The organism is Prevotella sp. S7 MS 2, assembly GCF_000762865.1.
In the GTDB taxonomy this organism is placed as follows: domain Bacteria; phylum Bacteroidota; class Bacteroidia; order Bacteroidales; family Bacteroidaceae; genus Prevotella.
The window spans coordinates 1-18,556 of the sequence record NZ_JRPT01000032.1; the positions used below are offsets into that span (position 1 = coordinate 1).

Annotated in this window: 18 protein-coding genes; 10 read left to right on the forward strand and 8 right to left on the reverse strand. The window is 38.9% G+C overall.

The genetic code is table 11. The features are described from left to right. Positions 1–20 precede the first annotated feature (20 nt). The 6 genes from HMPREF0671_RS06705 to trpD are packed head-to-tail and all read right to left on the reverse strand — an operon-like array spanning position 21 to position 5,962. Positions 21–1,457: an anthranilate synthase component I family protein gene (locus HMPREF0671_RS06705; RefSeq protein WP_036898473.1), complete on the reverse strand. Its 1,437-nt coding sequence runs from the start codon at positions 1,455–1,457 to the stop codon at positions 21–23. Beyond that, the gene (trpB, locus tag HMPREF0671_RS06710) at positions 1,444–2,649 is read right to left on the reverse strand and encodes a tryptophan synthase subunit beta (RefSeq protein WP_036898476.1); all 1,206 of its coding nucleotides are present in this window, start codon (positions 2,647–2,649) and stop codon (positions 1,444–1,446) included. Before trpB ends, HMPREF0671_RS06705 begins: the two co-directional genes overlap by 14 nt. Positions 2,650–2,653: 4 nt before the next feature. Next, complete coding sequence (trpA, locus tag HMPREF0671_RS06715) at positions 2,654–3,430, reverse strand: tryptophan synthase subunit alpha (protein WP_036898479.1); 777 nt, start codon at positions 3,428–3,430, stop codon at positions 2,654–2,656. Further along, positions 3,427–4,140, reverse strand: coding sequence for a phosphoribosylanthranilate isomerase (locus tag HMPREF0671_RS06720; RefSeq protein ID WP_036898483.1), 714 nt, complete (start codon positions 4,138–4,140; stop codon positions 3,427–3,429). Before HMPREF0671_RS06720 ends, trpA begins: the two co-directional genes overlap by 4 nt. Before the next feature lie 5 nt (positions 4,141–4,145). Next, positions 4,146–4,958, reverse strand: coding sequence for an indole-3-glycerol phosphate synthase TrpC (trpC, locus tag HMPREF0671_RS06725; RefSeq protein WP_036898562.1), 813 nt, complete (start codon positions 4,956–4,958; stop codon positions 4,146–4,148). Further along, the gene (gene trpD / locus HMPREF0671_RS06730) at positions 4,958–5,962 is read right to left on the reverse strand and encodes an anthranilate phosphoribosyltransferase (RefSeq protein WP_198025889.1); all 1,005 of its coding nucleotides are present in this window, start codon (positions 5,960–5,962) and stop codon (positions 4,958–4,960) included. The genes trpC and trpD overlap by 1 nt, the downstream gene beginning before the upstream one ends. A 628-nt stretch (positions 5,963–6,590) precedes the next feature. Between trpD and HMPREF0671_RS06735 the strand changes: the two genes are divergently transcribed. From HMPREF0671_RS06735 to HMPREF0671_RS06750, 4 genes are read left to right on the forward strand one after another with little or no spacing between them, the layout of a single operon-like run. After that, positions 6,591–8,306, forward strand: coding sequence for a glutamine--tRNA ligase/YqeY domain fusion protein (locus HMPREF0671_RS06735; RefSeq protein WP_036898486.1), 1,716 nt, complete (start codon positions 6,591–6,593; stop codon positions 8,304–8,306). 9 nt (positions 8,307–8,315) lie between these two features. Then, a complete protein-coding gene (locus tag HMPREF0671_RS06740; protein WP_036898489.1) occupies positions 8,316–9,731 on the forward strand; it encodes a tetratricopeptide repeat protein in 1,416 nt (471 codons plus the stop codon). Between the two features lie 11 nt (positions 9,732–9,742). Next, a complete protein-coding gene (locus tag HMPREF0671_RS06745; protein ID WP_036898492.1) occupies positions 9,743–10,369 on the forward strand; it encodes a DedA family protein in 627 nt (208 codons plus the stop codon). A gap of 7 nt (positions 10,370–10,376) precedes the next feature. Then, on the forward strand, positions 10,377–11,135 hold the full coding sequence (locus HMPREF0671_RS06750; RefSeq protein WP_369793936.1) for a TIGR02757 family protein: 759 nt from the start codon (positions 10,377–10,379) through the stop codon (positions 11,133–11,135). Positions 11,136–11,139: 4 nt separating this feature from the next. On the opposite strand, the gene HMPREF0671_RS06755 is transcribed toward HMPREF0671_RS06750, so the two are convergent. Then, the gene (locus HMPREF0671_RS06755; protein ID WP_198025890.1) at positions 11,140–11,571 is read right to left on the reverse strand and encodes a 2-amino-4-hydroxy-6-hydroxymethyldihydropteridine diphosphokinase; all 432 of its coding nucleotides are present in this window, start codon (positions 11,569–11,571) and stop codon (positions 11,140–11,142) included. Positions 11,572–11,709: 138 nt separating this feature from the next. Here HMPREF0671_RS06755 and HMPREF0671_RS06760 point away from each other — a divergent pair, with 138 nt between their 5' ends. Both HMPREF0671_RS06760 and HMPREF0671_RS06765 read left to right on the forward strand, forming a co-directional pair. Beyond that, positions 11,710–12,567, forward strand: coding sequence for a glucosaminidase domain-containing protein (locus HMPREF0671_RS06760; protein WP_369793937.1), 858 nt, complete (start codon positions 11,710–11,712; stop codon positions 12,565–12,567). Positions 12,568–12,578: 11 nt separating this feature from the next. Continuing rightward, positions 12,579–13,862, forward strand: coding sequence for a M64 family metallopeptidase (locus HMPREF0671_RS06765; RefSeq protein WP_036898500.1), 1,284 nt, complete (start codon positions 12,579–12,581; stop codon positions 13,860–13,862). Between the two features lie 148 nt (positions 13,863–14,010). Here HMPREF0671_RS06765 and HMPREF0671_RS06770 read toward each other — a convergent pair whose 3' ends face one another. Beyond that, positions 14,011–14,805, reverse strand: coding sequence for a DUF5715 family protein (locus tag HMPREF0671_RS06770; RefSeq protein ID WP_036898503.1), 795 nt, complete (start codon positions 14,803–14,805; stop codon positions 14,011–14,013). Between the two features lie 227 nt (positions 14,806–15,032). Between HMPREF0671_RS06770 and HMPREF0671_RS06775 the strand changes: the two genes are divergently transcribed. The 4 genes from HMPREF0671_RS06775 to HMPREF0671_RS06790 are packed head-to-tail and all read left to right on the forward strand — an operon-like array spanning position 15,033 to position 18,552. Next, the gene (locus HMPREF0671_RS06775; protein ID WP_036898505.1) at positions 15,033–16,037 is read left to right on the forward strand and encodes a PhoH family protein; all 1,005 of its coding nucleotides are present in this window, start codon (positions 15,033–15,035) and stop codon (positions 16,035–16,037) included. 28 nt (positions 16,038–16,065) lie between these two features. Beyond that, positions 16,066–17,016: a phosphoribosylaminoimidazolesuccinocarboxamide synthase gene (locus HMPREF0671_RS06780; protein WP_036898507.1), complete on the forward strand. Its 951-nt coding sequence runs from the start codon at positions 16,066–16,068 to the stop codon at positions 17,014–17,016. 27 nt (positions 17,017–17,043) lie between these two features. Continuing rightward, positions 17,044–17,778, forward strand: a complete 735-nt coding sequence (gene ubiE, locus HMPREF0671_RS06785) for a bifunctional demethylmenaquinone methyltransferase/2-methoxy-6-polyprenyl-1,4-benzoquinol methylase UbiE (protein WP_036898509.1) — start codon at positions 17,044–17,046, stop codon at positions 17,776–17,778. A gap of 27 nt (positions 17,779–17,805) precedes the next feature. After that, positions 17,806–18,552, forward strand: a complete 747-nt coding sequence (locus HMPREF0671_RS06790; RefSeq protein WP_036898511.1) for a shikimate dehydrogenase — start codon at positions 17,806–17,808, stop codon at positions 18,550–18,552. The last annotated feature ends 4 nt before the right edge of the window (positions 18,553–18,556 follow it).

The following is an 18,556-nucleotide window of genomic DNA, read 5'->3' on the forward strand; positions in this document are numbered from 1 at the left end:
AACATTCATACTTTACATATTTAGATATTTTCAGCTATTTTGATTGCTTGAGCTAAAGCCCCCAACTTATTGTTACATTCCTCTAATTCATAGTCTGCATCACTCTTAGATACAACACCACTACCAGCTTGAAACCATAATTCTCCATTCCTACTAACAAATGTTCTGATAACAATTGCTTGATTCAAATCACCATTCAGCCCTATAAAACCAATGCATCCACCATACACTCCACGACTATGGGGCTCTAATTCACTAATAATTTGCATCGCCTTTACCTTGGGAGCACCGCTAAGTGTACCCGCTGGAAAGGTGTCTATAAAAGCGCTTATATGATCTGCTCCTTCATCTAATACCCCACTGACTCTGCTTACTAAATGAATAACATGGCTATAAAGCTGCATATCTTTATAAAAATCAACCTTTACATCATGGCAGTTTCGACTTAAATCATTGCGTGCTAGATCTACCAACATTACATGTTCTGCATTCTCTTTGGAATCATTAGCTAAAAAAGATGCATTCTTTTGATCCTGTTCTTGATTGCCTGTCCGCCTTGTTGTGCCTGCAATAGGGTCGATAAAAGATTGATTTCCCATCATTCGATTATGAGTTTCCGGTGACGAACCAAATATTCGGAACCCTCCAAAATCTAAATAAAATAAGTAAGGACTAGGATTAATACTTCTCAAAACGCGATAAAGTTTAAAATCATCACCTTCATATCTTTGGATAAACCGGCGTGACACGACTATTTGAAAGACATCACCGCGTAAGCAATGTTGTACGCATTTCCTAATATTTGCTTTATGTTGTTCATCCGTTAAAGTGCTGATTGTCTCCCCTATCGGACGAAAGCCATACGGTTTAACATTTGCGCAATCAATGGACTTAATTAATTTATCTAATTCAATTTCTCCTTTTTCACTATCAGAATCACTTAATGTGATTAACTCAATTGTATTATTGAAATGATCAAAGACTATAAGATTCTGATACAAGATATAATAAATATCCGGTGCATCATTCTTTTCTATTATTTCGTCTTTTATCGGGATATTCTCAAAATAACGCACTGCATTAAATGCCGTATACCCATACAAACCACACAAATCCTTTCTTTCACCTTCTACATGAAATCTCTTTAAGAAACGATTCATGGCATTTGCCACAGCTAATTTACAAGTATCAGCTCCTTTCTGAGTAAATATAGGTAATCGTTCTGTTTCTGTAGTGCCATCCGGGAAACTACAATTCACAGCCCCATGCCCTATCATAATACTTGCTATAGGATGTATCCCTATAAAAGAACGAGAATTATCATGACTGTGATAATCCGAACTTTCCATCAAAGCGCTTTGAGGATATTTGTCACGCAAATGCATATAAATACCCACAGGGGTATAGAGATCTGCCAATATCTTACGTGTAACTGTGATATAATTAAAAGTTTCCATACTCTTTTGCCATTACTTTATTATTCAAATAAGTCTCTACATCTTTATCACCACGACCAGAAACAGTAAGCACTACCACATCATCAGGTTTAAAACTTATCTTCTTTAATGCAGCTATTGCATGTGCGCTCTCAATCGCAGGAATAATTCCTTCCATACGGGTTAACTCATATCCGGCATAGATAGCTTCATCATCATTGATAGCCAAAACTTGCTCGCACCCCACCTGAGAAAGATAAGCGTGCATTGGACCAATACCCGGATAATCAAGCCCGGCACTAATGGTAAATGCCTCTTCTATCTGTCCATCCTCAGTTTGCATTACTAGCGTACGAGCACCATGAATAATACCCTCAGTACCGCGATGGATAGTAGCTGCGGTATAATCAGTATCAACACCATGTCCCCCGGCTTCAGCCAATACTATCTTCACCCGTTCGTCATCAACATAATGATAAATCGTCCCTGCAGCATTAGAACCTCCACCTAGGCATGCTATAAGATAATCAGGATAATCACGTCCTATCTTCTCTTGTAATTGCCATTTTATTTCTTTAGAGATAATACTTTGCATTCTAGCCACAATATCCGGATAAGGATGAGGGCCCATCGTAGAGCCTACTATATAAAATGTATCTTGTGGATGACAACACCAATCACGAATAGCTTCAGAGCAAGCATCACTCAATGTCATATTACCAGTAGTAACAGGATGAACAGTTGCACCTAGCATACGCATGCGCTCTACGTTTGTATATTGCCGCTCCACATCTGCCTTTCCCATAAAGATTTCACATTTCATATTCATCAAAGCACATACAGTAGCTGTAGCAACTCCATGCTGACCAGCTCCGGTCTCAGCAATGATACGTGTCTTCCCCATTTCACGTGCTAATAGGATTTGACCAATCGTATTATTAATCTTATGGGCACCAGTATGATTCAAATCTTCACGTTTTAGATAAAGTTTACAACCATACTTCTCACTCATACGTTGTGCATAATATAAAGGTGATGGTCGGCCCACATAATCTTTCAATAATTGCTCATATTCATGTCGGAACTTCTCGCTCTCAATAATTGGTATATAAGCATTTTGTAAATCATGCACACACTTATAAAGGATTTCAGGAACATAAGCCCCTCCGAATTGACCATAAAATCCTCTTTTATCAACTCCAAACTTTTCCATTATTCTATTTCTTTAAAGCCTCATATAATTCATTAATAGCTTCTTCGGCATCCTTTGTCTCATTGAGTAATGTTACGAATCGGCTTCCAATAATAGCTCCAGCGGCATTTTCTTGTGCACTCTCCAACGTCTGGCGATTACTAATACCAAAGCCAATCATACGTGGATTGCGTAGGTTCATATTATTAATTCTCTCAAAATAAGCTAATTTGGCTTCTCCAAAATTACTTTGAGCACCTGTGATACTTGCACTACTCACCATATAAATAAAGCCATCAGTATGCTCATCTATAAATCGGATGCGTTCTTCACTGGTTTCCGGTGTTATCATCATAATGATACGAAGATTGTAATTATCAGCAATAGGCTTCATCACTTCCATATAATCATTAAAAGGAAGATCTGGAATAATGACTCCCGACACTCCACTCTTCACACACGACTGGCAAAAGTTTTTCCATCCATAATGCATTATTACATTCAGATAGCCCATTAACACCAATGGAATTTCTACTTCTGCCTTTATTTCCTCAAGCTGTTTGAATAGTTTCGCAAGTGTCATTCCATTTCTTAAAGCAAGCGTTCCGGCCGATTGGATGACCGGACCATCAGCCAATGGGTCACTAAATGGGATCCCAACTTCTACCATATCTATTCCACGACGTTGTAAAGTCTTGATTACTTTACCAGTTCCTTCAAGTGTAGGACACCCCGCACAGAAATATAGAGACAAGAGTTTCCTATCACCTCGCTCTTCAAAAAGTTTATTTATTCTGTTCATTTTCGGAGTGATTGAATAAATTCTTGTAATAAGTCTATGTTCTTTAATGCCGGCTTTATCTCAAATCGGCTATTTAAATCGACTCCTATAAAGCGGGGATGATTAAAATTCTTAATATTATCAACATCTTCCGGGCCTATCCCACCACTTAACAAGAAAGGAGTCTCACCGGAATATTGCTTTAGCAAATCCCAATTAAATTTCTGTCCACTACCACCACCTAGACGACAAGACGTATCAAATAAGAACATATCTACAGCGCCCTCATAATCCTTATATTCCTCTACATCCTCTAATGTGCTCACATGGAGCGTCTTGATGAACTTTACATTTCTTCTTATATCCGGCTCTATTGTCCGACGCAAATTCTCTATCATAATCCGATTTTCATATCCATGAAGTTGCACATAATCCAACCGATAATTATAAACATGAGTAATAATGGTTTGCGGCATCTCATCAATAAAAACTCCTACACGTTTTGGAGCAACCTTTATATCAGTTGACTTTGACGGATTCTTCATTTCCTTGAGTTGATTTACAGTATAGTTGGGCATAAATCCTGCTAAACTATCAACCATTGAAACATAACGAGGAGAAGTACGACAAAAGATTAACCCTATCATATCCACACCCAACTTGGCCACAGATTCTATGTTTGCCGCGTCGCGCATACCACAAACTTTCACTATTAATTGTTCTCTTTCCATATCTTTTATTGTTCTTTTAAATCTTGAATAAACGCTGATAATGCCGCCCCCGGTTCATCATGCCTCATGAAACATTCTCCTATCAAGAATCCTCTATACCCAACACTTCTTAATTGACTTACAATCAAAGGATTACTTATCCCACTCTCACTAACTTTACAAATATCTTCTGGCAATAATTCCGCCATTTTAAAGCTACAATCCACATCAGTATTAAAACTGCCTAAATTACGATTATTAATACCAAGCATATCAGGGGATAATTCTACATATTCCAGTTCGCACTCACTATGTACCTCTAATAACACTTCCAAACCAAGTTCATGGGCTATATCTATAAACTGTCGACATGTAGATTTTGCGATTACAGTCGCTATTAATAATATCGCCGAGGCTCCACAATAACGAGCTTGAAACAGTTGATATTCATCCATGATGAAATTTTTATAAAGTATTGGTAGGGTAACACCCGACAATCGGGCTTCACTGACAAACTCATCGTAGCCTCCAAAATACGGAGTATCTGTTAATATACTCAATGCTGCAGCTCCATGTTGCTGATAAGACAAAGGAATAATATTTGCTTTTCCTTTTTCGTTTATCCAACCTTTACTAGGAGAACGACGCTTAAATTCCGCTATAATACCTGTATCAGAATCCAATAATGCTTTTTTCATAGAACGATCAGGAATATCCGATTGACCTTCTATCATCTTCTGTTCCACCAATGTATAAAGTTTGCTAGGAGGTAAAAACTGTTTAAATAGTTCTATATCCTTCTGCTTTCGAGCTATTATTTCTTCTAGAATATCTTTCATCATGAATTAAGGGCTACAAATTTCTTAAATGTGGCCAAAGCCTTACCACTATCTATACTCTCACGTGCAATCTCTATACATTCTTGAATATCTTTTCTGCCACGCTCCATCACTTGGATTCCAAATGCCGCATTAGCCAAAACTATATTCTTTTGAGCCGGTAATGCACGATTTTCAAGCACTGCATCAAAGATAGCTGCAGCTTCTTCCTCTGTTGCTCCACCAACAACTTCCTCAGGTTTGGCAATTTCAAATCCAAGGTCTGCAGGTTTAAATACCCTCTCATAATCATTGGTTGTCACCTTAAAGTCACCTGTCAGACTAATCTCATCATAACCATCAATACTATTTACGATTCCGAAATCTATTCCTAATTTTTGGTTTACCTGAGTATAAAGTCGCATCTGCTCAAGCGTAGCAACTCCCAACAGCTGACATGTCGGCTGCGAAGGATTGACTAATGGACCTAACAGATTAAATACTGTTGGAAATTGTAGCGCAGAACGGATAGGACCTACAAATTTCATAGCTTTAGCAAATAGCTGAGCATGAAGATATACAATGCCGGCTTCATTAAGACTACGGTTCAATTTTTCCATATCATCAGTAAATACAACACCATGTTGATGAATAACATTAGAAGCTCCACTCACCGATGTAGCTGCATAATTACCGTGCTTGGCAACTTTATATCCAGCACCAGCTATAACAAAACATGCGGTCGTTGAGATATTGAACGTGTTTTTCCGATCACCCCCCGTGCCCACAACGTCTATATAACGTTCGCTATTCAATAGTGCCGGAACACCTGTCTCTAAAATACCATCACGGAATCCCAATAATTCATCTACCGTAACGCCTCGCATTTGCAGCCCAGTGAGTAGAGCCGTTATCTGTTCTTGTGGATATTCGCTCTTTGTAATACCAAGAATCACGTCTTTAGTTTCTTCACGAGTTAACACTTCATGATTCAACATCTTATTCAAAACATCTTTCATTGCCATTTTATTATTCTCCTATGATTCCAATTTTATTTGCAATAAATTATAAAACAGAGGCCTGTCGCAAGAACGACAGGCCTCTGTGATGTATCTTTTCTATTCAAATATCTACATGGCTTCGTAACTCACGACTTTTTCAATCTTGAGAAACGCCACCACCATGCTGTAGATATTGATATATTCATATTCTTTATTTCAAATATTTTATTCTTTGCTTGCAAATATACAACATTCCATAGAAAACACAAACAAATTAAAACTTTTTTTATAAAATTCGACTAATCCTTATAATAAATGCCAACACTGTTTATTTACCTGGCCATATAGTCATAAAAACAAACGCCCCCCTTTTCTCAAAGGGAGGCATCCAATCTCAATAGGTATTAGCTTTTTTAAGGTAAAAAGATTGTATTCAGGATAACTGGCGCAAAGATAACAGTTTTTAATAAACCACAAAAATATTTTTCTATGTTTATAAACATATTTTTGGAGGTTATATCAGCAACAATAGTCATTCATTCTTCGTATTATATTCATCCTATTATAAGGTGTTTGAATAAAAATATTCATACTTGCTATTGTCTATCATCTTTTTATTAACTTTGTAACCAAAAATTAGAAGACAAACACTATGGTAACGAAAGAAGAAAATAATACTGAGGTTAAAAAAGGTATTAGTTTTGTAGAACAACTAGTAGAAAAAGACTTAGCTGATGGTAAAAACGGTGGACGTATTCAAACTCGTTTCCCGCCTGAGCCAAACGGTTACCTACATATAGGACATGCAAAAGCTATTTGCATGGACTTTGGTGTTGCAGAAAAATACAATGGTATATGCAATCTCCGTTTTGATGACACGAACCCAAGTAAAGAAAACAACGAATATGTAGAGAATATCCTGCATGATATCAGTTGGCTTGGATTCAAATGGGGAAATATCTATTATGCTTCTGACTATTTTGAGAAGTTGTGGGATTTTGCCATTTGGCTCATCAAACAAGGTAAAGCCTATGTTGACGAACAGACTTCCGAGCAGATAGCACAACAAAAAGGCACTCCAACAACGCCGGGTGAAGATAGCCCATACAGGAATCGTCCCATAGAAGAAAGCCTTGAACTTTTCATGCAGATGAATACTCCAGAAGCCGTAGAAGGTAGTATGGTCTTGAGAGCTAAATTAGATATGGCTAATCCAAACATGCATTTCAGAGATCCCATCATCTATCGAATCATTCAAACTCCACACCATCGCACCGGTACTAAATGGCACTGCTACCCCATGTACGACTTCGCACATGGTCAGAGCGATTACTTCGAGGGGGTAACTCACTCCATCTGCACACTGGAATTTGTACCTCACCGCCCTCTCTACGATCTGTTTATCGATTTCTTGAAAGAGAAAGACGGCTCAGCCAACGTATTGAATGACAATCGTCCTAGACAGATTGAGTTCAACCGTCTTAATCTTACATACACTGTTATGAGCAAGAGAAAGCTCCATACTTTGGTTGATGAGAAGTTAGTAGCAGGATGGGACGACCCACGTATGCCTACATTGTGTGGTATGCGCAGAAGAGGATACTCACCAGAAAGTATCCGTATGTTTATAGATTCTATTGGATACACAAAATTTGACGCTTTAAACGATATGGCATTGTTGGAAGCTTCTGTCAGAGAAGATTTGAATAAGAGGGCTTGTCGTGTGAGTGCAGTGCTAAATCCTGTAAAACTTGTCATTACAAACTATCCCGACGGACAGCTAGAAGAAATGGAAGCTATCAATAATCCTGAAAATGCAGAAGATGGCACACACACCATTGCTTTCACCAAAGACTTATGGATTGAACGTTCTGATTTCATGGAAGATGCTCCAAAGAAATTCTTCAGAATGACTCCTGGTAATGAGGTTCGGCTCAAAAATGCGTATATTATTAAGTGTACAGGGTGCACTAAAGATGAAAACGGAAATATAACTGAGATTCAAGCAGAATATGACCCATTGAGTAAAAGTGGACTTGAAGGTGCAAACCGCAAAGTTAAAGGTACCCTACATTGGGTATCGGCAGATTCTTGCGTCAAAGCCACAGTTCAAGAGTACGACAGACTCTTCAACATCGAGAATCCATCTGCAGACGAACGTGATTTTAGAGAATTACTAAATCCAGAAAGCTTGTACATTTACGAAAATTGCTACGTTGAAAACTATGCAGCTCAAAAGTCCGCAGGTGAATATCTGCAATTCCAAAGAATAGGATACTTTATGGCAGATATTGATTCTACACCGGAGAAGCCTATCTTCAACAAGACTGTCAGTTTGAAAGATACATGGGCTAAACTTAACAAGTAAACGTAGTACATGGCAGACAATTATTTCAATAGCAATGAGTTCAAAGATCTACTCCACAAATATGAAGAAAGCCTACAACAGGGAAAATATCCGTATTTGGAATCTGAAGAACTAACCGATATAGCCGAATATTACCATTCCAAAGGCTGTACCGAGCAGGCTATTGAAGTAATTGATTATGCCATCCAACTCTTTCCCGGTGCTACAGCCCCACTCCTTTTCAAAGCTAGATTCGCCTTGTTGCGAGAGGGAAATATAGAAAAAGCAAAGAAATACGTAGCACAAGTGCAAGACAAATCAGACCTTGACTACTTCTATATCGAAGCGGAGATACTACTTGTGCAAGATAAAATTGAAGTAGCAGATAAATATCTGCGTCAGTGTCTCAACAACATAGCCGAAGAAGATATTGAAGATTTCTATATAGATGTAGCTTCACTTTTTTCTGATTACGACATTGTAGATAAAGCTCAAGAATGGTTGGAGCTAGCTAGCGATAATACTTCCGAGGAATACAAAGAACTCCAAGGCAGAATAGCAATGGGCAATGGGCAATACGAAGAATGCGAACGCATCTTCAACGAACTCATTGATGGCAACCCATACGCAAGCCCCTATTGGAACCAATTGGCTTCCTCGCAATTGATGAGGAATGATTTTAAAAACAGTATCAGTAGCAGTGAATTCTCTATAGCCATTAATCCCAATGACGACGAAGCTATCTTGAACAAGGGCAATGGCCTATTTGCATTGGGCAATTATGAAGAAGCCCTCAAGTATTACCAACGTTTTTCCAAACTATGCCCACACGAAGAACTGGGTGAGATGTTGCAAGGAATAACGCTTTTCAACATGGATAGAACCACGGAGGCTATTGCACATTTAATAAAAGCCTCCGAGCAGGCTCCACATTTATCCCCCAATCTATCTGAAATATATCAAGAATTAGCTTTCGCCTTATCTAGACAAGGCAATACTGATAAAGCTTTGGGATACGTCGATAGAGCCGAGCTCCTTCCACATAGTAGTAAAGACGAGCTCGAAGTACTACGAGGACATTTAGTATTGGAGCATGGAAATATAGATGATGCACAGAAGTATTTCCAAAGAGCTATCAAACTATCAAACTCCTCTCCACAGATATTTCTTCGTATCGCCATTTCCGTATTCGATAACGGATATATACAGTTAGCTTATAAAATGTTTAAGGCTCTACTCCAAGCCGTAGACAACAAGTGGACTACAGGATGGGCTTATCTTGCCTACTGTTGCAAATATATGGGTCAGACAGAAGAATATCGCGCTGCCATAGAAAAGGCTTGCAAAGTCAATCCTTATGAAGCACAAATGATTTTAGGCCAAGACTTTCCCGAAGACTTAGAGCCTGAACAATATATTGATTACATTAATAACAACCCAAATTAAAGAAACAAATTATGAGTTGGCTATCATCCTTATTAGGAAACCTCAATTATGGAACGATACTATTCTTAATGTTACTGGAAAGTACCGTTATTCCTGTTCCTTCAGAATTAGTAGTATCACCCGCAGCCTATCACGCGGCCAGTGGTAATCTAAATATCGCACTTGTCATTCTCTTTGCTACTATTGGTGCCGACTTGGGTGCTACTATTAACTACATTGCCGGATATTACCTTGGACGTCCACTTATTTATAAATTCGCAAACAGCAAACTAGGCCATCTATGTTTGCTCAACCAAGCCAAAGTAGAGAAGAGTGAAAAGTATTTTTATAACCATGGAATGGTGGCAACTATCACTGGTCGCCTCTTACCCGGCATCCGACACCTCATTTCCATCCCAGCAGGACTTGCCAAGATGCACTATGGAAAGTTTTTACTCTATACAACGATTGGTGCTGGGGCATGGAACTGTATCCTTGCAGCATTAGGATGGTATCTCCACAGTATTGTACCAGAAGAGTTACTTCAAGACAAAATCATGGAATATGGAGAATATATCAAGATTGCCATTATAGGTTTGATAGCCATAGCCATTGTCTATTTCGTCATCAAATATAATTTGAAACGTTTTAAAAAATAAACAATTCTTGAAAAGAATCCACACCATACCGAATCAACTATATCAACATCTAAAAGAATATGCCGATACATACGAGACAAAAGCATTTCTACAGAATGATCCGGCATGGTTTATGCATCAGGTTACAGGGGAAAGAAATCAAGAGACGCTCGCCTTTCTTGCATCTTGTTTAAGCTACGGTTCGCGTAAACAATTCTTTCCAAAGATTCAAAATTTTCTTGATTATAGCCATGATCAGCCCTTTCATTGGGTAAAAGACAGAATGTTTGAGTCTGACATTCCTAACGATAATCAGTGTTACTACAGACTATACAGTAATCATACAATTTACGCATTGCTGAACAAACTAAGCATTCTCATCAATGAATATGGTTCTTTATATCATTTTATCTCGACAAATATAAAGGACAAAGATGCTTTCTATGCCATAGAACTAATTGTTGATTATTTCAACAAAGAAACCGAAGCTATTCCTATGAACGCCAAGTCCAGCTGTAAGCGAATATGTATGTATTTACGTTGGATGACGAGAGACCACTCTCCAGTAGACTTAGGTATATGGAGTAAAATCATAGATAAGCGTACGTTAATCATGCCTCTTGACACTCACGTAATACAAGAAGCGAATCGGCTAGGCCTTATGAATACATCCTCTACAACGATGAGTGTAGCCAAGCGTCTCACTGCAATCATGAAAGATGTTTTCCCCGAAGATCCACTGAAAGGAGATTTTGCCTTATACGGATACGATATCAATCATCGATAGCCCATTATTCAATATCCATCTCCTTCAAAAGTTGTTGAATATAGGGTCTATCCCAGTCATTTTCATGATACTTTTCTTTCCCATATAACAACACATCTATATCTACCGGGATACAACCTAAATCCTTCGACAGTGCAGTTCTTCCACACTTTTTTTCCATCGTCTTAAGTTTCTGATTAAGTTCTTCCAAAGCCATCTCGGTCGTACCAAGCACAAGACAATTCAAAAAATCAGCTGCATACATGCCTATTACCTTTGTTGGAACGCAACTAGAATATTGAATATCAGACAATACCGCCAATAACATTGCCTTCACTCTATTTATATTCTCAACAGGACGGTCATTAGAACCAATTCCCAATAATACCCGATAATGTTTCATATATGTCACAAATTTACTAATAATTATTAAAGGAGTGTATTTCCTTTCATACATTTTTATTTTTCTGTACTTTTGTTCAATACAATCATGAGACTTATCTTGGAATAAGTCAGATAAGCAAGAAACATAATGCATTTAAGGAATACTATTATATATATATTCTGTCTCATTTCATTGGAATCATTTGGTCAAATGAGATGGAATTCTTCGTATCAAGCATATATCAACCAATACAAAGACCTTGCCATTGAACAAATGCTCAAATACGATATTCCGGCAAGCATCACACTAGCACAAGGACTATTGGAGAGCGGAGCAGGAATGAGCGAATTGAGTGTTAAAGGCAATAATCATTTCGGTATCAAATGCCACAATTGGCAAGGTAGAACCATCTACCATAACGATGATGCAGAAGGCGAATGCTTCCGTTCTTATGACAACGCTTTACAAAGTTACGAAGACCACAGCAAGTTTCTAGCCAAACAATCTAGATACAGTAGACTTTTCTCTTTAAACAGAACAGATTATAGAGGTTGGGCAAATGGGTTGAAAGCCTGCGGATATGCCACAAATCCAAGATATGCGACCAAACTAATAGAGATTATCCAATTGTATAAACTCTATGTTTATGATAATGCGCAAAGCTATGACAAGTTCATGGCTCGCCACAACGCAGCCGATACGCCTGTCAATCCTGACGGAAAACTGCATCCAATATATCGCTACAATGATAACTACTATCTCAAAGCTCGTCTGGGAGATACCTTCAAGAGCATTGGAAAAGAGGTAGGTATCTCATATCGTAAAATTGCAAAATACAATGAGAGAAATAAGAAAGATGCCCTCGTAACTGGCGAAACCATCTATCTCAAAAAGAAAAGAACAAAGGCAGAAAAGCAATATAAGAAGAGACCACATATCATTAAAGAGGGTGAAAGCATGTATAGTATCGCTCAATTTTATGGTATCAGGCTCAAGAGCTTATACAAAAAGAACCACTTGTCTCCCGACTATTCACCTAAAGTTGGCGACAGTCTGAGAGTGTACTAAATTTCGTGACAATGAGAAAAATAAGCCTTATCTATCTATTACTGACAGTGTTATGCACTGTTTCCAAAACGTATGCTCAAGAGTTTCATCATCATTTCAGAGATAGTACATTGAGAATAGACTATACTTTTTCGGGGAATGTAGAACTACAAAATATCTCCATAGACCAGCTCAACGTATCTCCGAGATGGTATGGCAAAAAGAAGAGGTTGACAGAACTCCCTGTTGAGGGTAATGGACAGATTACGGTAAGAGACCATCATACAGGAAAAGTTATCTATAAAAACTCTTTCTCGTCCTTGTTTCAAGAGTGGTTAAGCTATGATGAAGCCAAGACCAACAGCAAGTCTTTTGAAAACGTGTTGCTGATTCCGATGCCGAAAGATACGGTCGAAGTAACCCTAGACCTACGAAACAACAGAAGGCAAGTCGTAGCCACATTGACTCACCGAATTATACCATCCGACATCCTTATCAAACATATAGGCTTTAAAGACACTACACCTTATGAAGTGCTCTCCACACCCAAAGATACAAACAACTGTATTCGCATAGCCTACATTGCCGAAGGGTATCAAAAAAGCGAGATGTCGACTTTCATTGAAGACGCAAAGAAGGCTATGAATATACTCTTCACTTACGAACCATTCAAGTCATATAAAGACCGTTTCCAAGTCATCGCAGTAAAATCCCTCTCGCGTGAAAGCGGAACGAGCGAACCGGGGAAGGGTATTTGGAAAAATACAGCACTCCACTCCCATTTCGACACATTCTACAGCGACCGCTATCTGACAACACTGCATTTGAAAGATTTGCACGATTGGCTAGCCGGACTGCCCTATGAACATATCATCGTACTAGTAAATACAGACAAATACGGCGGTGGTGGCATCCTCAATTCATATAACTTAACTGCGGCTCATCACAAATTGACCCCTCTAGTCGTCGTACATGAGTTTGGCCATAGCTTTGCCGGACTTGGCGATGAATACGGATACGAATCTGAACAAATACCGATGTATCCACACGATATTGAGCCTTGGGAGCCCAACCTAACCACACTGGTCGACTTCCACAACAAATGGGAAGACATGTTGGATCAATATACGCCCGTCCCTACCCCTATCACAGACAAAAATAAGAGTAAAGTAGGTGTATACGAAGGAGCGGGATATGCACTAAAAGGCATGTATAGACCAATGATGGATTGCCGTATGAGAACCAATGAGTATCCATACTTCTGCCCCGTATGCGAGAGAGCGCTACGTAGACTCATACAGTTTTATACCGAATAATACGTAAATTGCTATAGCAAAAACTATATATGAGGATATTGCAAAGGCTCCGCAGCATTGCTGCGGAGCCTTTGCTGTTTTCATGCCTCATACTAACAGCAATCCTGCTGATACCTTGCAGTAAATTCTAAAAAGTCGCTATGCTTTATTACTTCACCGTGATATGGAAACAACCTTGATGAACCTCATACTTCACATAGCATCTGTTGTCCTTACGAATATCATCTAAAACTTCACTCAGAATCCATTTCAGCGTATCATTCTGCACTTTACGACGCGGCTCATCCGGTCGTTCCACTGTCTTATATCTATTATAGCACACATCAAAAGTAGTACCATACAAGTGGCAACTGTTTTGAGTGGCATTTCCGTTATGACTACGAAGACGAGATACATCATCTTTACTACGCATCACACTCGTGACAATAATCTTATGTAATGGAATACCTTTCACTTGAAGACTATCAAAATAGATACGTCCAATATCCTGTAAAAGCACGGCAGCCTTAGGTACCAAATAAGGAATACTGCTACGAAGACGGTCTACATAGAAATAAGGATTGCTACCGACATATACCAATTCTGCCTTGCGATGCTCTGCCTCATCTCGATTTTTTACCGGCTGGACGCCCCATTTTGTTGCAGCCTGTAACTGCACATCATTCATATCCGGAAACGTTTTGCCAAAGTGAGGAACACTATAAATACGATGAGGCTTTTCACCATCTCGCAAATAGATTCCATGAGTAGAGACATTCTCTGTCAAATCCACACGACTATTGCTAATGGAATCTATGCCAATACTGTCGTTAACTTCTTGATCTGCAACGGTATTCTCCTGTGCTATATCTCCGGCTACACTTGGGAAAAAAGTCCGAACAGCTCCCAAAACGACGATAACAATTCCAAATCCCTGCAAATATCTTTTTTTACTGATTTTCATATAAAAAACAATGTTTTCAAGAAGAGCCTGCCCAACAGCAGAATGACATCAATATAACATAAGGAATTTCAAACTCTTCAAGCCGTACGGTTGCAAAGTTAGCAAAAAGAAAAGAGAGCAAAGAGAGCCCAAAAGTAATTTTTCATTATTTATCATTTCAAAATACATTTCCTTGTTACATTCATTGAAATTTCGTATTTTTGCATCCAAATAAAGTATCAATAACGTTGATAGAGAAACATATTGTTTTAGAAGATATAGACCCTGTTGTATTATATGGGGTAAATAATAGTCATCTTCAGGTCATCAAGTCGTTATTTCCCAAATTAAGGATTGTTGCAAGAGACAACGTCATCAAGGTTTTGGGCGATGAAGAAGAAATGGCCATTTTTGAAGAAGACATTGAGCACATGCGTAAACATGTACTTCGTTTTAATGCCATCAACGACGAAGACATCTTAGACATCATCAAAGGAAAACAAACCAAGGAAGAAGCCGTAAAAGGCGTCATCGTTTACAGTATCTCCGGGCGTCCCATTAAGAGTCGCTCAGAGAATCAACAAAAATTGATTGACGCTTTCGAGAAGGATGATATGATTTTTGCTGTCGGCCCGGCAGGTACAGGTAAAACCTATCTGAGTATAGCTTTAGCCGTCAAAGCTTTGAAAGAGAAGACTGCTAAAAGAATTATTTTAAGTCGCCCCGCCGTTGAAGCCGGAGAAAAACTAGGATTTCTTCCCGGTGATATGAAAGACAAGATAGATCCTTATCTGCAACCCTTATACGATGCGCTTGAAGACATGATTCCACCGGTCAAGCTGCAAGACATGCTTGAAAAGCATATCATACAGATAGCTCCTTTGGCCTTTATGCGAGGAAGAACCTTAAGCGATGCCATTGTCATACTTGATGAAGCGCAGAATACAACGCCTCAACAAATTCGTATGTTCCTGACTCGAATGGGTTGGAACACCAAGATGATAATCACGGGAGATATGACTCAGGTGGATTTGCCCAAAGAAAAGAAGAGTGGATTGCGCGAAGCATTATCCATACTCAGCAATACCGAAGGTATTTCTGTTATCAAACTGGATGGCAAAGACATCGTCAGACACAAGCTCGTGACAAGAATTGTAGCCGCATTCGATGCTTATGACAAGAAAAATAATGCCGTAGACAAGCAGCTAAAGAGTACGGACAAAACAACTAGCAAGACCTCTACAACCACATAATAAGGAAATCCTATTAATTATAAATAAAATGAAAGCATTAACAAAGACCGAATTCCATTTCGATGGACAGAAGAGTGTTTACCATGGTAAAGTACGTGATGTCTATGATATCAACGACGATTTGATCGTAATGGTTGCTACCGACAGAATCTCTGCTTTTGATGTCGTTTTACCAAAAGGTATTCCTTTCAAGGGACAAGTGTTAAATCAGATTGCGGCAAAGTTCCTTGATTCAACACAGGACATCTGCCCCAACTGGAAGCTGGCAACTCCCGACCCAATGGTTACAGTCGGTCTAAAATGCGAAGGATTCAGAGTAGAAATGATTATTCGTTCTATTCTTACAGGTAGTGCATGGCGAGCTTATAAGGAAGGATGCCGAGATTTATGCGGTGTCAAACTTCCGGAAGGCATGAAAGAAAACCAAAAATTTCCTGAACCTATCGTAACTCCTACCACAAAAGCAGACGAGGGACACGATATGAATATCTCTAAAGAGGAAATCATTGCCCAAGGTATCGTCAGTGAAGAAGACTATGCCGTAATCGAAGACTACACTAAGAAACTCTTTGCACGTGGACAAGAAATAGCAGCCAAGCAAGGATTGATACTTGTAGATACAAAGTATGAATTTGGAAAGCGCGATGGAAAGATTTATTTGATAGACGAAATCCATACTCCCGACTCTAGTAGATACTTCTATGCAGACGGATATGAGGAGAAGTTCGCTAAAGGTGAACCACAAAAGCAGTTGAGTAAGGAGTTTGTACGCCAGTGGCTGATTGAACATAATTTCATGAACGAACCCGGCCAAACGATGCCTGAGATTACCGATGAATATGCAGAGAGCGTAAGCGAACGCTACATAGAACTGTACGAACACATTACGGGCGAGACTTTCAATAAGGCAGCTATAAGCGATAATATAGCTTCGCGCATCGAGAAAAACGTAAAGGAGTATTTGGCTTCGCGTAAATAAGGCATACCATTTAATTCATTCCACAGAGTGTACAAGCAAGAAAAAATAATCCCATACAATGGAAACGGGCGCAAGGGTGAACATGTAGAGCAGATGTTTGATAACATTGCTCCGACCTATGACACACTAAACCACCGGCTTTCATGGGATATTGACAAAGGATGGAGACAAAAAGCAGTTAATAAATTGGCTGCTTACCACCCCCAAACGATGCTCGACATCGCTACAGGGACAGGAGATTTTGCCATTCTATCGGCTCAAATACTGAAACCATCTTCATTAATAGGAGCTGACATTTCTGAGGGAATGATGGAAATTGGGCGTCAAAAAGTAGAAGAAGCAGAGTTGGGGAACATCATAACTTTCCAAAAAGAAGACTGTATGAATTTAAGTTTCCCCAACGAGACTTTTGATGCAGTGACCGCAGCCTTTGGTATTCGCAACTTTGAAAATCTAGATCAAGGACTCAAAGAAATGTATAGAGTACTGAAAACTGGTGGACATCTATGCATTATCGAGTTGACTGAGCCAGTCTCTTTCCCTATGCGAAACCTGTTTAGAATATATTCACACACCATTCTCCCACTCTATGGGAAACTCATATCCAAAGATAACAGTGCATACAAGTATCTATCTGCAACGATTGAAGCTTTCCCTCAAGGAGAAACGATGATGAACATACTAAAACAAGCAGGATTCTCCAAGACTAGTTTCAAGAGATTAACATTCGGTATCTGCACACTATATACCGCAGAAAAATAATTATTCAGAGCTAAAGCACTTATAACTATGGATAAGTATGGACTTATAGGATATCCACTTGGGCACTCATTTTCTGTAGGCTTCTTTAATGAGAAATTTGAGAATGAGAACATCAATGCAGAGTATATCAACTTTGAAATTCCCAATATAGAGAGCCTCCCGGAGATTATCACATCTAATCCGGAACTTAAAGGATTCAATGTGACCATTCCTTATAAGCAAAAAGTGATGAGCTATTTGGACTATATCAGTCCGGAAGCAAAGGAAATTGGTGCCGTCAATGTAGTCAAGATAGACCACAAAGGCAAAGATACCATCTTGAAAGGATATAATAGTGATGTCACCGGCTTTACCAAAAGTATAGAACCACTATTGGAAGCTTTTCATAAGAAAGCTCTCATCCTCGGTACTGGCGGAGCATCCAAAGCCATAGAATACGGTCTGAAATTGCTCAATATAGAGACTCAGCTAGTTAGTAGAACTAGAAAACCGGGAATCATACAATATGAAGACATTACTCCGGATATGATTCAAGAATATAATGTCGTTATTAATTGTACACCCTGTGGAATGTATCCTAAAGCCGATGAATGCCCAGATTTGCCCTACGAGGCTATGAATACAAGAACACTTTTATATGATTTAATATACAATCCGGATGAAACCCTCTTCATGAAAAGAGGTCTAGAATATGGAGCTACGGTAAAGAATGGCTTGGAGATGTTGCTATTACAAGCCTTTGCTAGTTGGGACTTTTGGAATGAAAACGAATAATATT

Bases quoted from the DNA above. Each gene is read 5' to 3' on its own strand.
- HMPREF0671_RS06705 (WP_036898473.1), bottom strand. From the start codon at position 1,457: ATGGAAACTTTTAATTATATCACAGTTACACGTAAGATATTGGCAGAT.
- trpB (WP_036898476.1), bottom strand. From the start codon at position 2,649: ATGGAAAAGTTTGGAGTTGATAAAAGAGGATTTTATGGTCAATTCGGA.
- trpA (WP_036898479.1), bottom strand. From the start codon at position 3,430: ATGAACAGAATAAATAAACTTTTTGAAGAGCGAGGTGATAGGAAACTC.
- HMPREF0671_RS06720 (WP_036898483.1), bottom strand. From the start codon at position 4,140: ATGGAAAGAGAACAATTAATAGTGAAAGTTTGTGGTATGCGCGACGCG.
- trpC (WP_036898562.1), bottom strand. From the start codon at position 4,958: ATGAAAGATATTCTAGAAGAAATAATAGCTCGAAAGCAGAAGGATATA.
- trpD (WP_198025889.1), bottom strand. From the start codon at position 5,962: ATGGCAATGAAAGATGTTTTGAATAAGATGTTGAATCATGAAGTGTTA.
- HMPREF0671_RS06735 (WP_036898486.1), top strand. From the start codon at position 6,591: ATGGTAACGAAAGAAGAAAATAATACTGAGGTTAAAAAAGGTATTAGT.
- HMPREF0671_RS06740 (WP_036898489.1), top strand. From the start codon at position 8,316: ATGGCAGACAATTATTTCAATAGCAATGAGTTCAAAGATCTACTCCAC.
- HMPREF0671_RS06745 (WP_036898492.1), top strand. From the start codon at position 9,743: ATGAGTTGGCTATCATCCTTATTAGGAAACCTCAATTATGGAACGATA.
- HMPREF0671_RS06755 (WP_198025890.1), bottom strand. From the start codon at position 11,571: ATGTATGAAAGGAAATACACTCCTTTAATAATTATTAGTAAATTTGTG.
- HMPREF0671_RS06760 (WP_369793937.1), top strand. From the start codon at position 11,710: ATGAGATGGAATTCTTCGTATCAAGCATATATCAACCAATACAAAGAC.
- HMPREF0671_RS06765 (WP_036898500.1), top strand. From the start codon at position 12,579: ATGAGAAAAATAAGCCTTATCTATCTATTACTGACAGTGTTATGCACT.
- HMPREF0671_RS06770 (WP_036898503.1), bottom strand. From the start codon at position 14,805: ATGAAAATCAGTAAAAAAAGATATTTGCAGGGATTTGGAATTGTTATC.
- HMPREF0671_RS06780 (WP_036898507.1), top strand. From the start codon at position 16,066: ATGAAAGCATTAACAAAGACCGAATTCCATTTCGATGGACAGAAGAGT.
- HMPREF0671_RS06790 (WP_036898511.1), top strand. From the start codon at position 17,806: ATGGATAAGTATGGACTTATAGGATATCCACTTGGGCACTCATTTTCT.